Below are 14,044 nucleotides of genomic sequence, written 5' to 3'. Positions count from 1 at the left end.
TCACAATTGTTGTCTTTATACTAAAGAGGGCTTAGAAGATAAAAAGGTTGGGAGAGAAATAAAAAAAAGTTCAAAAAAGGCATTTATTTTTTTAATAGATGGTTTTAAAGGTACGATTTTCTTAATAAAGAGTCACTGTAGTACTTTTTTAGGTACTACAGAATAAATGAGTTTCTAACTCAAAATAATAAAAAGTGAACGATCCTTTGTGCGTCTCTGCGAAATTTTTGAGAATCTCTGTGATACAATTAAGGCAAAGAGATTCTCTGTTATTTAACAGGCAAACTCAATTTATAAATCTTTGTTTCTAAAACCTCTGTATCATTATCCTCGCAAAGTAGAAATTCGATTGTATTGTTTTCTTTTTTATAGAAAGTCAAACCTTCGAATTTATGGGTTGCTGTAATTTTTTGGGTGAAATCAATTTTCATAGTTTTAAGGTCTATTCTTCCTATGAAGCTTCCCAAAATTTCACCATCATCATAAGTTGATTTAGTGTTTTCTACTGTAGAAAGGAAATAGATTTTATCTTGTACCAAAACAGCATCGGTAAAACTGGAGCGAATCCCTTTTATTTTTGGAAGCTTATAATTGGTTGCAACCAGAGCAAATTCTTCTCCCAGACTTTTGGCATGAATGGTAAAAATGGTGTTTTTGTTCGAGATTCCGTTACCGCGATTGAACAGGTACCAGTTCTCTCCATCGAAAATAGAACCTTCCAGATTAAAGTCTTCCGGTTTTATTTCGCCAAAACTTTGCATTAGAGCATATAAATCAACCAGATTATTTTTCTGTAGAATGGTTTTCTTTTTAAGATCGAATGCAATCATCTTATTTCGGTTTTCGGTAGATCCGGAACCAAAAACATAAAGCGTGTCGTTATGGTTGGTTAAAGACTCAAAATCAGGTTTAAGATTTTTTGCGATATTTTTCGTCGGATTGTCAATTAAAGGGTGTTCGTTCAATTGCTGATTCTGCATGTTGTATTCGTATAGAAAACCGCTGTTATCTCCAACAAGGTAAAGTGAATTGTCAGTAAAAAATAATCCGGATGCTGATCCGATTCCGATGATTTGAAATAATATTTCTAAGGTGAATTTTTCCATGAATGTTGTTTTGAAAATAAAATCGCTGTCCCTGAAAGTATTACAAGGTATAGCAGGGATATGCTTTGTAAAAATAGTATATTTACTATTACGAAAAAACTCATGAATATGAAATCAATAGATCCGAATGATTTTAAAATCACAGATAAAATAAAATTATCAAAGATTCCTACTTTGCTCGACCTTGATGCAGACAGTGAGGAAAAAGAAGCTAAACTCGATAAAGTTCAGGCTAAATTGAGTAAACAGCAAGATGCCATGTATGCTCATAACAGATATGGCGTTTTGATTTGTCTGCAAGGAATGGATACTTCCGGAAAAGACAGTCTGATTCGGGAAGTTTTTAAAGAGTTTAATCCGCGTGGAGTAGTGGTGCATAGTTTTAAAACGCCTACTTCGGCAGAGTTGGAACACGATTATTTGTGGAGACACTATATGGTTTTGCCTGAGAAAGGGAAATATGCGATTTTTAATCGCACGCATTATGAAAATATTTTGGTTACCCGCGTGCACCCTGAGTATATATTGAATGAAAATTTACCCGGAATTGAAAAGGTAGAAGATATTCCGAAAGATTTTTGGAAAGACAGAATAGAGCAAATCAATAATTTTGAAAAGCATATTACGCAAAATGGAACAATTGTACTGAAGTTTTTCCTGCATTTGAGTAAAGAGGAACAGCGTAAACGTTTGCTAAGACGATTGGAAGAAGAAAAACACAACTGGAAATTCTCGGTCGCGGATTTGAAAGAACGTGCACATTGGGAGGAGTATCAGCAATATTATGAAGAGGCTATAAACAAAACCTCGACAAAAAATGCTCCGTGGTATGTAATTCCTGCCGATGATAAAGAAATGGCCCGTTACATTGTGGCTAAAACCATTTGGGAAGAAATGCAGAAGCATACCGACATTAAAGAGCCTGAGTTACCGGAGAGTATAAAGGCTAATATTAAAATATATAAAGAGCAATTAGAAAACGAGTCTTAAAATAAGGCTCTTTTTTTTGCGCTAATGTTACTGCAAGTTTATGAGTGTTTTGTAGTACTAATTTAATGTTAACGTTTTTTTGTTTTATAACGCTTTTTAGGAAAACTGTTGATTTTTTGATAATATCTAAATCATTTTAAGTTAAAGAGCAGTGGGTTACTTTGTAAAAAAATAGAAACCAATTTTTAACTACATGAAAAGAATTATTTTACCCCTAATTATGTTAGGTTCGTTGCTTACATCTTGTAATAACGATTCTAAAGATGAAGCAGAAACAACAAGTGTTGTACTGAAGGATCAATCTGTAACACCAAGTTTAATAAAAGCTCAGACAGGATTTGAAAGTTTGAAAATTTACTCTCTTTTTAGTTCAGATGATGTTTTTGCAGACAGTCCTAAATTTGTTTTTGGAGGTTCTGCTGATGGTTCAGGTCTATTGAAAAATACGGACGGAACTTTTACTTTCTTAGTAAACAACGAAGACAATTTTGCGGTTTCAAGAATTACTTTAGATAAAACATTCAAACCAACAAAGGGAGAATATTTATTAAACTCTAGCGGAGGAACTTGGAGATTATGCGGAGCGACTATGGCTACGCAGGCCGAACACGGTTTTGGACCGCTTTATTTAACTTGTGGAGAGTCCGGAGAAGAATCCCGTACACATGCATTAGATCCGTACGCTAGTGCTGGAGGAGCTTCGGTTTCTAAAGAATTGGCCGGATTTGGACGTTTAAGTGCTGAAAATGCTTTACCATTGCGTTCTACTGCTTACAAAGGAAAAACAGTTGTAGTAATTGGTGATGATGACTCAGGAACTTACGGAGGTCAGGTTTTTATGTATGTATCAAACACAGTTGGTGATTTAAGCGGAGGATCTTTGTATATGCTAAAAAGAAATGACAGCAATCAAAGAGAAAAAGACATGACTGTGGATCAAACGTATCCTGTTTCTTTCGTGAAAATTGACAACCACACTACTTTAACAGGAGCTCAGATCAATGCATCTGTAAATACTTTGAAAGCAATCAAATTTGGTCGTGTTGAAGATTTGGATTACCGCAAAGGAGGTAACAATGCTGACCGTGAATTGTATTTTAACGTAACCGGACAAGATATCACAGGAACGAATGCCGATGCTTCAAGAACGAAATATGGTAGAGTTTACAGATTAAATCTTGATGCTGCCGATCCGTTAAAAGGAACTTTAGAACTGGTTTTAGATGGTGACAACCGCAGTGGAAAAGCTGGAAAATTCCAAAATCCTGATAATATCTGTGTAACCAGTAACTATGTTTACGTTCAGGAAGATGCAAACGGATACGGTGACGAAACACACGATGCTTATATTTATCAGTACAATATCGCTACAAAAGAATTGAAAGTGGTATTGGAATTAGATCACCGTCGTACTCAGGCTGATGCTGCCAAATATAACGTAGGTAAACTATCAAAATTCGGAGATTGGGAATACGGTGCAATGATCGATGTATCAGATCAGTTGGGTATTCCGGATACTTTCATGTTAAGCATCCAGCCTCATACCTGGACTGGCGAAAAATATAAAGGAGTTGACGGAGGAACAAATCGTCCGAACGAGCAACAAGCAAGTCAAATTGTAGTGATTAAAGGTTTAGCGAGATAAATTTTTAAAGCATTATAAAACAGTCATCCACTATCTCAATTTGAGGTAGTGGTTTCTGTTTTTCTGAATATTTCCCTTTTAATTTTTAATACACATGAAAAAAATATACGGTTTGTTTTTCCTGCTGGCATTGGTAGCCTGTCAGAAAAAAGACAAACATCAGGAAGTAAATGAATTGTTTCAGTCTGATATTACTTTACTGATTGAGAAGGTTGCTAAGCTTAAATATTCCGTGCAGTCAGATTCTACCGAAGTACAAATTCAGAGACAATTTCTCGAAGCACATCAAAGTTACAAAAAGGTCGAAATGATAAGCGAGTATTATTCGCCTGCAGTTTCTAAAGCGATCAATGGTCCCGCAATACCCGAATTTGAAGAAAATGATAAAGTGACTGTTCCGCCTGAAGGATTTCAGGTTATTGAAGAATTGGTTTTTCCTAAATATGACAAAGCGCATAAAAAAGAATTGCTTCAGGAGCTGGGTATCTTGTCGGCTAATTTGGCTCGTTTAGAAAAAGTTTCAAAATCCAATCAATTAACGGATGCGCACGTTTTTGATGCCATGCGATTGGAAGTATATCGAATAGTTACTTTAGGAATAACCGGATTCGATTCGCCTGTGGTATTGAATTCACTTCCTGAAGCTGTGGCAGCTTTAGAAACCATTGAGAAATATTACAAAGTGTATGTCGAAGATAAAACAGTTTCAAATTCGGATCAGGTGCTTGAAATATTGAAGAAAGGGCAGCACTATTTAAAAACAAATACCAATTTCAATGCTTTTGACCGGGCGTATTTTATTAAAGAAATTGCCAATCCATTAAACAAAGGGCTATTCAAAACCCGATCAGAATTGGGTATTCCGCTGATGCAAGAGCAAAGAGGATTAAAAACAACGGCACAAACGTTATTCGACTCAGGAGCATTTGATCCCGAGGCATTTTCAGGTTTCCCGGATTATCAAACAACGCCGGAGAAAATTGCGTTAGGAAAAAAGCTATTCAATGATCCGGTTCTGTCGGGCAACAACACCCGCTCCTGTGCTTCGTGTCATCATGCCGATAAAGCTTTTACCGATGGTTTGGAAAGAGCCGTTACATTAGACGGGAAATCGATGCTGCAGCGCAACACGCCGACATTGAATCATATTGCTTTTCAGCGCGTATTTTTTGATGATTCCAGAGTAAGTTATCTCGAAGATCAGGCCATTGCTGTGATTAAAAATGAAAACGAAATGCACGGTTCTCTCGAGAAATCAGCTTTAGTACTTCAGAAGAATCCGAACTATGTAAGAGATTTCAAAAAAGCATTTCCGAAAGGAGCCATCAATGAATTTGAAATCAAGAATGCTTTGGCTTCTTATATTCGGTCATTGAGTCAGTACGATTCAAAGTTTGATGGGTATATGCAAAACAAAGAGAATTTCACTCCGGATGAAAAAGCAGGTTTTAATTTGTTTGCAGGGAAAGCCAAATGTGCGACCTGCCATTTTATACCATTAACCAACGGAACTGTCCCTCCTAATTTCGACCGATCGGAGAGTGAAATATTAGGCGTTCCCAATAAAAATAAAAAGCTGGACGGAGATTTGGGCAAGTTTGTCATCACGCAGGCGGCTATTCATAAACATTCGTTTAAAACGCCAACGATCCGAAACATTACACTTACCGCTCCCTACATGCACAATGGAGTTTACAACACTCTTGAAGAAGTGATTGACTTTTATAATGAAGGAGGCGGAGTAGGTTTAGGATTTGATGTTCCAAACCAAACCTTACCCGAAGACAAGTTAAACTTATCAGAGTTGGAGAAAAAACAGCTCATTGCCTTCATGAGAACTTTGACTGATAAAAAGTACCTGAAGTAAATAGTGGGGTATATCATCTAAACCCGACAGGTTTTTGAAACCTGTCGGGTTTGTTGCGTAAAACAGCTAAGGAAGTCCGTTAGTCAACACCCAGCTGCCGTTCATCAAACTAATTTTAATAGCGTTTCAGGTTTGTGCTCCTTTGCATCAAATTAATAAACATTATTATCATGAACACGTACAAATTATTATGCTTGACAGTTATTTTTACCTTAATCTCTTTTAAATCAAATGCACAATCTCCGCTTCCTATTCATGTTGGAATAAAAGCAGGATCAAATTATTCTGAACTTCCCGTTTCAAAAGGTTCTGATTCAAAGTATGCAGCGGGCTTTTTTGGCGGTGCTATGGCCCGATTTGATTTCAAACGTTTCTTTATTCAAAATGAAATTCTCTACAGTGAGAAATCTTCTAAAATTGAAAAAACAGCTTCTTTGCCTTCTAAAAATCTAAAATGGAGGAGCCTCGAAATGCCGTTGGTAATTGGTTACAAAATAATTGATCAATCGATGCTCAACGTAAGAGTTTTTGGAGGAGGAGTTTACTCTTATGTGCTGGATGAAAATATTTCCTCGGTGAGTCAATTGAAAACTGCCTATGGAAAATTTAACAAATCCAATATAGGCTATCAGGTTGGAGCAGGAATCGAAATTTCGAAATTTACTTTAGATGTTACGTATCAGGGAGGGTTAAATAACCTAAGTAAGGAGTTTAGTTCGAAGCCAAATTCGTTTAACATTGGGGTTGGTTATTTTATATTTTAAACAGGCTTTTTTGGTTTAGCCTTGTCAGCAGCAAAGGATCTTTTTTGGTTCTTTGCTGTTTGTTTGAAAAATATAGGGTTATTTTTGAACATGAAGTTTCACATCAATTTTTTATTCTTTTAGAATGGTTGTAATAAATAAAAACAGACACCGAATATTTTTAGTTTTTTTCTGGTGCTTACTCGGAATAACGATCTGGTCACAGCTGATAGAGGCTTACGGCGTTCGAGCGGCAGCTTCTCAGGCTTTTTTGGTTTTACTGTGTTCAAGTCTTTTGGCACATTTTCTTAGCGATATTGTATTGCCTGTTGCATTGCGTAAAAGAAGAATGGCACTATTTGCGGTGCAAAGTGTCATGGTAGTTTTTATACTTTCATTTTGCCTGGCCGTTATCGATGCCATCTTTTCAAATTCGCATACCCGCGCACGATTGTATCCCGACGAAGCAAACATGACGATGATTCAGTTTTTATTTGCACGATTCTTTGGCAGTACCCCTGCAGCTATTTTGATTTGCGGTACTGCCTGCGGACTTCGGTTTTATCAGGAACATAATATAATCGAAAGAAATCATGCTCAGCTGCAACAGGTTCATCTTGAGGCACAAATCAAGATTCTTCAGGATCAGATTAATCCGCATCTTATGTTTAATGTGCTCAATCACATTCACATTTTAATGCAGAGTGATGTAAAACTGGCTTCGGATTTACTGATTCGGTTTTCGGATATTTTGAGGTATCAATTGTACGAATGCAACAAAGAATATGTGCCGCTGCATCTCGAAATAAAATACCTGAAAGACTTAATTGGAGTCGAAGAAACGAGATGGGGAAATGAATTAAAAGTAAAATGTAAATGGAGTATTGAAGATGCCCAGCTTCAGATCGCACCATTGCTTTTAGTCCCTTTAATAGAAAATGCATTCAAGCACGTTTCAAGGCTTCCGGGGCAAAAAGGATATGTGCATTTGGGATGTAAACAAACGGCAAAACAGCTGCATTTTAAGATCGAGAATTCCTATACGGAACAATACAAAACCCCATCAAAGAATCAAGGGCTCGGACTTGAAAATGTCAAAAAAAGACTGGCGATTCAATATCCTGAAAAACACCAGTTAAACATCATTAAAACCGATTCTGATTTTACGGTAATCGTGGTTTTGGATTTGAAGTAAAAGATTTTGTCGTTTCCGATAGCACAATGACATGAAATTAAAAGATTTTAGATTGAAGATTAAACGATTGCAGATTTTTGATGAGGTAGTGGTAAGGGTGGAATAGGATCTGTTTTCCTGAATTTCACATCTCAGCAATCAAAAATAAGCAATCATTTTTGCTATTGGGTTATAATGAAGAACCGTAAAAAAATAAAGAAGAAAAAATCTGCTTGATCTGCGGGAAAAAATAAAAAAAAAGTAAAAAAACAAAATATGAAAATGAAATGCCTTGTTATCGACGACGAACCTATTGCAAGAAACGGAATCGTAGATTTTGTTTCTAAAATTGATTTTCTTGAAGTCGCGGGTACCTGTGCGTCCGCATTAGAAGCCACTTCGTACATTCAGGAAAAAGAAGTCGATTTGTTGTTTCTGGATATTAATATGCCGTATCTCACGGGGCTGGAATTTCTGGAATCGCTGGACAATCCGCCTTTGGTTATTTTTACGACAGCTTATTCTGAATATGCCCTTGAAGGATATCGTTTGCAGGTGGTCGATTATTTACTAAAACCCATTACGTTTCAGCGTTTTTATCAGGCTGCTTTAAAAGCAAAACAATGGCATCAGATGCTGGGTGCTCCAAAGCAGAATCAATTAGATCCCTATTTGTATGTACGTCAGGAAGAAGGATTTCAAAAGATCTCCTGGCTTGATATTCTCTATATCGAGGGAATGCAGAACTATGCAAAGCTCCATTTTAAAGATAAGGTTCTCGTAATTCATCAAACGATGATCTCTTTAGAAGAAACACTTCCTACAGAAATTTTCTTTAGAATCCATAAATCTTTCCTTGTCAATATTACCCATATTGATTCCGTTTCCGGTGGACGATTGTTCATAAAAGGACAAGAACTACCCATTTCAAGAACACGCCGCGAAGCATTACTGAAAGAGGTAGTCTATAAAAACTTATTAAGCCGATGATCCTAGAATTGCCATTTTAGGGCCACAGCTCCGTAAAATGTAGTAGTAAATCTAGGATTAGCCATGTCTTTCTCCTTGAAAATATCCTTAATTTTTCTGTTGGTACTGGAGAAGCTGCGTAAAAGTGTCGATCCTGCCGTTGGCTGCAGGGTCCAGTGTTTGCCAAGCTTAATTTCAGGCTGTATACCGGCAATAATTTGCTGATACCCCAATAGTGATGTTCTGTTATTCACTTTTGTTTCTGCCGTCATTCCGCTTAGTTCGACCACCGCTTTCAAGTCAAAGTTTTCTGAGATTCGATATCCAAATTGCAGACTTTCCGGAAAGGTAATTTTAAAATGCCACGCACCTCTGGACTCCCAGTTGAAATAAATTCCCGGAAGCACCATCGGAACACCAAAACTATTGGTTAGTACAGGTCCCATACCAAATGCCATATTGGGATTGAAATGTTTGATGAAAAACACACCACCCTGTAGCAATACATCATCTTTGTTGATCTCGACCATATCCGTGTAAACCCCGACAGAAGCCATTATCATTAACGACCAGGTTGGTGAGATAGAACGTAAATGTTTGACTCCAATTTGTGCATTCAGCATTTCATTAGGAAAGCCACCCTGAAATTCTAATGGAAGTGACTGAATTTCATAATTCTTGTTTTCCATTTTTGCATAACTACCGTTTGCAAAAAGAGACCAGAGTTTTGGACGGTGGTATTGGTCCATTTCCAGAGAAAGAGGTATTTCAAAAGCAATTTGCGCCCTTTTGAAATTACTTTCAGCACTAGTTTTAGTACTGTCCATTGGACGGACATAGTTGGAGAACGGAACATAATCAACTTTAAGTTCTCCTGCTATTTTTGATTGTGATTGTGCAGCAATACTAGTCAATAAAAAAAGGAAAAGCTGCGATAGATAAAAGATTGTTTTGTTCATGATTTGATTAATTTTTCTGCGAATTACCGCGTTCCAAACCAATCACGAAAAATCATTTGACTACCGGCAGCTATCTTTTGACCAATGGTATAAAAAACACCAAACCCGATAGAATTTAACTTCTACCGGGTTCATACCAAAAACAAAAAAATAAATTAAACTTAATCTTTATAAATCAAAGCCATAGGCTAAACGTAAAGCAACCTGATTGGTTTTGAATTTATTATAATCCTCATAACGGACACTGATATCAATGTATTTGTTGGCATAGCCAATTCCCGGTGCCCATAAAAAAGTAGTATCGTCATACCCGTTTGTGACAGCAAAACCGGCACCTACTTCTCCTAAAACATAAAACTGATCTTCCCAGATAAAAGCTTTAAAACCTGCTTTCGCCGGAATGAATCCAAGATCTTTTGCGTCATTTTTCATAAACAGATTCGTAAAACCTGTTGTTAAGGTTAGCGATGTTTTTTTAGATAAATCGTACTGCAGACGAACATCTCCGCCAAGGGACCATTTATAGTCATTATCCGTCGGGATACCACCATTTAAACCAAAGCCTAATCTAAAACCCTGATTATAATTCTTAATGGTACTGTCCTGAGCGAAAGTAGTATTGGCGTATAAGAAAGCGAAAGCAGCGAGGCATAACATTTTTAAATTTCTCATGACAATCATTTTTGAATTTCTAATAGTGTAAAATTAGTTTCAGGATCTTAACATTCTGTTATATAATTTTTAGGATTTGTTATATAATATCGGTGTCGCTTAAAAAGCACTTAATATTAGCTTATGTTTTTAATCGTAACAAAGAATCCAAAGCTTCTGATTATCTTTGCCGACTAAAAAAGAATCGAAGTGAATTTTAAGCAGTATACCAAAGAGTTTTCATATAATTTAAGATTAGCATACCCTATTATATTAGGAATGGTCGGACACACTCTAATAGGAATTGTCGACAATATAATGGTAGGAAAGCTAGGAAGTACAGAATTGGCAGCCGTTTCGTTAGGAAACAGTTTGATTTTTATCGCCATGTCATTAGGAATTGGTTTTTCGACCGCCATTACACCGATTGTAGCGGAAGGTGACGCCGAAAAAAACGATAGTAAAATTCGTTCCGCATTTCATCACGGATTGTTTTTATGCATCTTGTTAGGACTATTGCTTTTTGGAGTTATTGTTTTGGCCAAACCGTTAATGGAATTACTAGAGCAGCCTGCCGATGTAATTGCTCTTGCGAAACCGTATCTGGATTGGGTCGCTTTCTCTTTGATTCCGTTAATTGTCTATCAGGGGTACAAACAATTTGCCGACGGTCTTTCACTGACCAAATATTCAATGTATGCCATGGTTATGGCCAATGTGCTGCACGTTGGAATCAACTATATGTTGATCTATGGAATCTGGATTTTTCCAAAAATGGGAATTATCGGAGCAGCATTGGGCACGGTGATTTCAAGAATATTTTTAGTGATGTTCATGCACATTATGCTTTCGAGAAGAAACGATTTGAAACGTTTCTTTAAAAACTTTAGTTTTAATCAAATCAAAAAGGAAACGCTGAAAAAGATAATCAGTATCGGATTTCCATCGGCGATGCAAATGCTTTTTGAAGTGGTTTTGTTTACTGCGTCGATCTGGCTTTGCGGAAACATTGGGAAAACCAGTCAGGCCGCCAATCAAATTGCCTTAAGTCTGGCGTCAATGACCTTTATGTTTGCTATGGGATTAAGTGTAACTTCGATGATTAGAGTAAGCAATCAAAGAGGTTTGATGGACTATAAAAACTTAGTTGTGGTAGCGCGTTCGATCTTTTTGCTCGCGATTATCATCGAAACATTCTTTGCGATTCTGTTTGTAGCGTTTCATGATTTCCTGCCTCATATGTTTTTGAATATGGAAAACGGAGGGCAGCTTCTGGATAACAACGAGGTAATCGGTATCGCGTCAAAATTACTTTTAATTGCAGCCGTTTTTCAGATTTCTGATGGAATTCAGGTGGTTGTTCTGGGAGCATTACGTGGATTGCAGGATGTGAAAATCCCGATGTACATTACATTTGTAGCCTATTGGATCGTTGGTTTCCCGATTTCCTATTATCTTGCCGAATATACAGAACTAAAAGCGCAGGGAGTTTGGATAGGACTTTTGGCGGGATTAACGACTGCTGCAATATTTCTTTATCTTAGATTTCATTACCTGACTAAAAAATTAATCAAAAATTCAGTTTCAAATACTTAAATTTGGACTGCAAAAGAATCAGTTGCAGTTAAAAAGGATCTTTAAAACACTTTGAAACCGCTGCAATTGGTGAGCCAATACATAAAAATAATAAATCAATACAAATGGAATTACCTAAATTTTTACTCGGAGACAATACTGATTTTCCAGATGATATTTTCATCATTCACCTGGATTATCCAAGATTCATTATCAATTTAAAAGATGATGAGGTAGAATTCATGGAAGAAGCGGAAGATCTTGATGAGGCAGAGTTAAATGCTGAAATGGAAGGTTTAATTGTTTTGGCAAACGAGTTTTACGATCGTGAAATAAACCGTTACGAAGAGTAAAGACGAACAGAGGTGTGTCTTTAGGATGTACCCCAATCTAAAAACATTTAAATATTTCTAATGAAAAAATTAAGTTTTTTAAAACCTATCATTAACTTCATCGCGATCGGTTTGCTCATTACCACTTTAAGCCGATTGTTTTTATTTTTTATTTTTAAAGACAGAGTAACAGAAACACCAAATTTCTGGTACATTTTTCCAATCGGACTTCGAATGGATTTGATTTTACTTTGCTATATGTCTTTCCTGCCGGCAGTTTTAATTACTTTTCTGCCCGATAAAGCATCAAAGTTTACCAATAAATTTCTTGTAATTTATAGTTTTTTATTGCTGTTTCTGATTCTGTTTGTAGAGTTGGCAACGCCCGATTTTGTAAAACAATACGATACACGTCCCAATAAAATTTTCTTAGACTATCTGATCTATCCAAAAGAGGTAGTTGGAATGCTGCTTAAAAGTTATCTGACTTCGATCATTGTGACTTTTTTAATTTTAGGAGTAGTCTTGTATTTTGCCTTCAAAAAAGGAAAAAAATACTTCTACACGAGCAGTGCAGACTATAAATTTAAATTGATGGTTTTTCCGTTATTGGCTTTTTTATTGTTTTTTGGAGCACGTTCAAGTCTTACCTCAAAACGTCCGATCAATGCCAGTAATGCTGTTTTCTCAACAGATCAGCTGACTAATACTTTGGGATTGAATTCTTTTTATACCGTTGCTTTTGCGGCATATTCCATTAAAAATGAAGGAAACACCAAGATGTATGGTAAAATGGAAGAAGCCGAGGCCATTGCCCGTGTTAAAAAATACATGATCGCCGGTCCTGGTGATTTTACAGATGCCGAAATTCCGTTTTTACATGTACAGCAACCGGACACACTTTTAAAGAAACCTTACAATTTAGTTATTTTTCTACAAGAGAGTTTAGGAGCAGAGTACGTTGGAATTTTAGGAGGAAAGCCTTTAACGCCTGAATTTGATAAACTGTCAAAAGAAGGTTTATTGTTTACCAACTTGTATTGTACAGGAACCCGAAGCGTACGTGGAATCGAAGCAGTAGTAACCGGATTTTTACCTTCGCCTTCAGAAAGTGTCGTGAAATTAGGAAACTCGCAGCAAGGATTTTTCACTTTAGCCGATGCCTTGAAACAAAAAGGGTACGAAACCAGTTTTATTTATGGCGGAATGGCGAATTTTGATAATATGGCTTCTTTTTTTAATGGAAATGGATTTCAGGATATCGTAGATCAGGAGGATTTTGAGTCAGACGGAAACAAATACGCTTTTAAAGGAACCTGGGGGTATTCAGATGAAGATCTGGTAACCAAAGCCAATAATTATTTTAAAGCAAAAGGAGATAAACCATTCTTCTCTTTAATGTTTTCGACTTCCAATCATGAGCCTTTTGAATATCCTGCGGGACGTATCAAACCTTATGATGCCAAACCTGCAACGGTTAATAATGCTATGAAATATGCCGATTTCTCGATTGGGAAATTTTTCGAAATGGCTAAAAAAGAGCCTTATTTCAAAAACACCATTTTTATCGTAATCGCGGACCACAATACGAGAACCTACGGTAAAAATTTAGTGCCAATCAATAAATTTCATATTCCGGCTCTGATCATGGGGCCAGGAGTTAAAAAAGGAACTGTATACAATAAATTGGCAAGTCAGATTGATATTCCGCCAACTTTGTTGAGCTATTTGGGATTACCGTTTGAAATTCCGATGGTAGGAAGAAATCTAAACAAATTAGATCCAAAAACGCAAGGAAGATCAATTATGCAGTTCAATGATATTAACGCTTTCAGAGTCGAGAACCAGGTCGTAATCATGCAGCCTAATTTGAAACCCTTACAGTTTGAAATCAAAAACGACACCACTTTAATTCCTGTTAAATTAAATGAAGACTTAGCAAAAGATGCTTTGGCACATGTTATTACAGCAGGAAATTTATATAAAGAAAATAAATATAAACTTAGGGATAAGAAAAAGTAATTTTCAGTTTA

Annotated in this window: 12 protein-coding genes; 9 read left to right on the top strand and 3 right to left on the bottom strand. The window is 36.5% G+C overall.

The features are described from left to right. Positions 1–269: 269 nt before the first annotated feature. Positions 270–1,106, bottom strand: a complete 837-nt coding sequence (locus M4I44_RS22370) for a hypothetical protein (protein WP_249966163.1) — start codon at positions 1,104–1,106, stop codon at positions 270–272. A 108-nt stretch (positions 1,107–1,214) separates the two neighbouring features. Here M4I44_RS22370 and M4I44_RS22365 point away from each other — a divergent pair, with 108 nt between their 5' ends. The 6 genes from M4I44_RS22365 (at position 1,215) to M4I44_RS22340 (ending at position 8,515) form a co-directional block, all read left to right on the top strand. After that, on the top strand, positions 1,215–2,096 hold the full coding sequence (locus M4I44_RS22365) for a PPK2 family polyphosphate kinase (RefSeq protein WP_026109832.1): 882 nt from the start codon (positions 1,215–1,217) through the stop codon (positions 2,094–2,096). Between the two features lie 193 nt (positions 2,097–2,289). After that, the gene (locus M4I44_RS22360) at positions 2,290–3,741 is read left to right on the top strand and encodes a hypothetical protein (protein WP_017495119.1); all 1,452 of its coding nucleotides are present in this window, start codon (positions 2,290–2,292) and stop codon (positions 3,739–3,741) included. A 94-nt stretch (positions 3,742–3,835) separates the two neighbouring features. After that, entirely contained in the window at positions 3,836–5,608 is a 1,773-nt protein-coding gene (locus M4I44_RS22355) for a cytochrome-c peroxidase (RefSeq protein ID WP_249966162.1), read from the top strand. Positions 5,609–5,778: 170 nt separating this feature from the next. After that, positions 5,779–6,372, top strand: a complete 594-nt coding sequence (locus M4I44_RS22350; RefSeq protein ID WP_249966161.1) for a porin family protein — start codon at positions 5,779–5,781, stop codon at positions 6,370–6,372. A gap of 124 nt (positions 6,373–6,496) precedes the next feature. Next, complete coding sequence (locus M4I44_RS22345; RefSeq protein WP_249966159.1) at positions 6,497–7,546, top strand: sensor histidine kinase; 1,050 nt, start codon at positions 6,497–6,499, stop codon at positions 7,544–7,546. A 255-nt stretch (positions 7,547–7,801) separates the two neighbouring features. Beyond that, the gene (locus M4I44_RS22340) at positions 7,802–8,515 is read left to right on the top strand and encodes a LytTR family DNA-binding domain-containing protein (RefSeq protein WP_249966157.1); all 714 of its coding nucleotides are present in this window, start codon (positions 7,802–7,804) and stop codon (positions 8,513–8,515) included. A gap of 2 nt (positions 8,516–8,517) precedes the next feature. On the opposite strand, the gene M4I44_RS22335 is transcribed toward M4I44_RS22340, so the two are convergent. Together M4I44_RS22335 and M4I44_RS22330 are read right to left on the bottom strand one after the other, a co-directional pair. Further along, on the bottom strand, positions 8,518–9,453 hold the full coding sequence (locus M4I44_RS22335) for a DUF6268 family outer membrane beta-barrel protein (protein WP_249966155.1): 936 nt from the start codon (positions 9,451–9,453) through the stop codon (positions 8,518–8,520). A gap of 168 nt (positions 9,454–9,621) precedes the next feature. Further along, a complete protein-coding gene (locus tag M4I44_RS22330) occupies positions 9,622–10,125 on the bottom strand; it encodes a hypothetical protein (RefSeq protein ID WP_083342548.1) in 504 nt (167 codons plus the stop codon). 189 nt (positions 10,126–10,314) lie between these two features. Between M4I44_RS22330 and M4I44_RS22325 the strand changes: the two genes are divergently transcribed. The 3 genes from M4I44_RS22325 to M4I44_RS22315 all read left to right on the top strand — a co-directional run bounded on the left by M4I44_RS22325 (position 10,315) and on the right by M4I44_RS22315 (position 14,033). Further along, a complete protein-coding gene (locus M4I44_RS22325) occupies positions 10,315–11,700 on the top strand; it encodes an MATE family efflux transporter (protein ID WP_249966154.1) in 1,386 nt (461 codons plus the stop codon). A 104-nt stretch (positions 11,701–11,804) separates the two neighbouring features. Beyond that, complete coding sequence (locus M4I44_RS22320) at positions 11,805–12,032, top strand: hypothetical protein (RefSeq protein WP_017495128.1); 228 nt, start codon at positions 11,805–11,807, stop codon at positions 12,030–12,032. A 60-nt stretch (positions 12,033–12,092) separates the two neighbouring features. Continuing rightward, the gene (locus M4I44_RS22315; RefSeq protein ID WP_249966153.1) at positions 12,093–14,033 is read left to right on the top strand and encodes an LTA synthase family protein; all 1,941 of its coding nucleotides are present in this window, start codon (positions 12,093–12,095) and stop codon (positions 14,031–14,033) included. Positions 14,034–14,044: the final 11 nt, after the last annotated feature.

The organism is Flavobacterium sp. B183 (assembly GCF_023539155.1).
GTDB lineage: Bacteria > Bacteroidota > Bacteroidia > Flavobacteriales > Flavobacteriaceae > Flavobacterium > Flavobacterium tructae.
Note: the sequence above shows the minus strand (reverse complement) of the source record. Positions and strands in the feature narration are given on the sequence as shown.

Coding starts and splice junctions, on each gene's coding strand:
- M4I44_RS22370 (WP_249966163.1), bottom strand. CDS start 1,106: ATGGAAAAATTCACCTTAGAAATATTATTTCAAATCATCGGAATCGGA.
- M4I44_RS22365 (WP_026109832.1), top strand. CDS start 1,215: ATGAAATCAATAGATCCGAATGATTTTAAAATCACAGATAAAATAAAA.
- M4I44_RS22360 (WP_017495119.1), top strand. CDS start 2,290: ATGAAAAGAATTATTTTACCCCTAATTATGTTAGGTTCGTTGCTTACA.
- M4I44_RS22355 (WP_249966162.1), top strand. CDS start 3,836: ATGAAAAAAATATACGGTTTGTTTTTCCTGCTGGCATTGGTAGCCTGT.
- M4I44_RS22350 (WP_249966161.1), top strand. CDS start 5,779: ATGAACACGTACAAATTATTATGCTTGACAGTTATTTTTACCTTAATC.
- M4I44_RS22345 (WP_249966159.1), top strand. CDS start 6,497: ATGGTTGTAATAAATAAAAACAGACACCGAATATTTTTAGTTTTTTTC.
- M4I44_RS22340 (WP_249966157.1), top strand. CDS start 7,802: ATGAAAATGAAATGCCTTGTTATCGACGACGAACCTATTGCAAGAAAC.
- M4I44_RS22335 (WP_249966155.1), bottom strand. CDS start 9,453: ATGAACAAAACAATCTTTTATCTATCGCAGCTTTTCCTTTTTTTATTG.
- M4I44_RS22330 (WP_083342548.1), bottom strand. CDS start 10,125: ATGAGAAATTTAAAAATGTTATGCCTCGCTGCTTTCGCTTTCTTATAC.
- M4I44_RS22320 (WP_017495128.1), top strand. CDS start 11,805: ATGGAATTACCTAAATTTTTACTCGGAGACAATACTGATTTTCCAGAT.
- M4I44_RS22315 (WP_249966153.1), top strand. CDS start 12,093: ATGAAAAAATTAAGTTTTTTAAAACCTATCATTAACTTCATCGCGATC.